Source organism: Dryocola clanedunensis (assembly GCF_038405435.1).
GTDB classification, from domain to species: domain Bacteria; phylum Pseudomonadota; class Gammaproteobacteria; order Enterobacterales; family Enterobacteriaceae; genus Dryocola; species Dryocola clanedunensis_A.
Genome location: NZ_JBBYHZ010000083.1, coordinates 1 through 726, shown reverse-complemented (window position 1 = coordinate 726; position 726 = coordinate 1). Strand labels below are relative to the sequence as shown.

The following is a 726-nucleotide window of genomic DNA, read 5'->3' as shown; positions in this document are numbered from 1 at the left end:
AGCCACTCACTGGTATCTGCGGAGGGATCACTGCTCTGCGCGCGCTGCTCGTGGTTGCGCAGCTCGTGGCCATGCAGGCCGGCGGCGGGCAGGCTCAGGGGCGCAAACAGCTTGTCCAGCTGCGCCAGCGGTCGGCCGCTGATCAGCGCGACCGCGCCATCCAGGCGGTCGCTGATGCGCCCGATCGCCTCACGCACATCCGGCAGCAGCGCGACCGACTCGGGGTCGTCCGCGAATTCGATAAGGGTGCCATCCACGTCCAGGAACAGCGCACAGGCATCGTCCAGCAGCGGCGGCGGCGGACGTTGGGGGAAGTCGTTGGCCATGGTGACCAACATGCCAGCGTGGATGTGATCGCCAGGTCATGGCATCACCCACGCATCCTCCCGTTCACCACCGGTAGAGCCGACGCTCAGCCGGCCGCACCAACCCGGTAGAGCCGACCGTTGGTCGGCTGCTCCCGCAGCCAGGCAGATCCCCAATGCGCACGCACAGCCGTCTCCATGTCGTTGCACCGGCCTGCTGGCTGATGCTGGTCCTGCTGGCCGCCTGGGCACTGCCCGTGGCAGCCGCCCCGCTGGCGGCGGAGTGGTCATTCCGCCTGCTACCCGGCGACGCGCGCGGTGCCGCGCATCCTGGCCTGCAACAGTGGCGCCCGGCGCAGGTGCCCGGCGCCGTGCACACCGACCTGCTGGCGCAGGGGCAGATTCCGGATCCCTACGTCGG

The 726-nt window shown here is 70.0% G+C and carries 2 protein-coding genes; one reads left to right on the top strand and one right to left on the bottom strand.

What is annotated here, in order from left to right; genetic code table 11:
- Positions 1 to 326, bottom strand: a 326-nt coding sequence (locus tag AAE045_RS23505) for a trehalose-phosphatase (RefSeq protein WP_455549726.1), incomplete at its 3' end; no start/stop codon positions are given.
- Positions 327 to 481: 155 nt separating this feature from the next.
- On the opposite strand from AAE045_RS23505, the gene AAE045_RS23500 reads away from it, so the two are divergent.
- Positions 482 to 726 (top strand): glycosyl hydrolase 2 galactose-binding domain-containing protein (locus AAE045_RS23500; protein WP_455549725.1); only part of this gene is annotated, 245 nt, incomplete at its 3' end.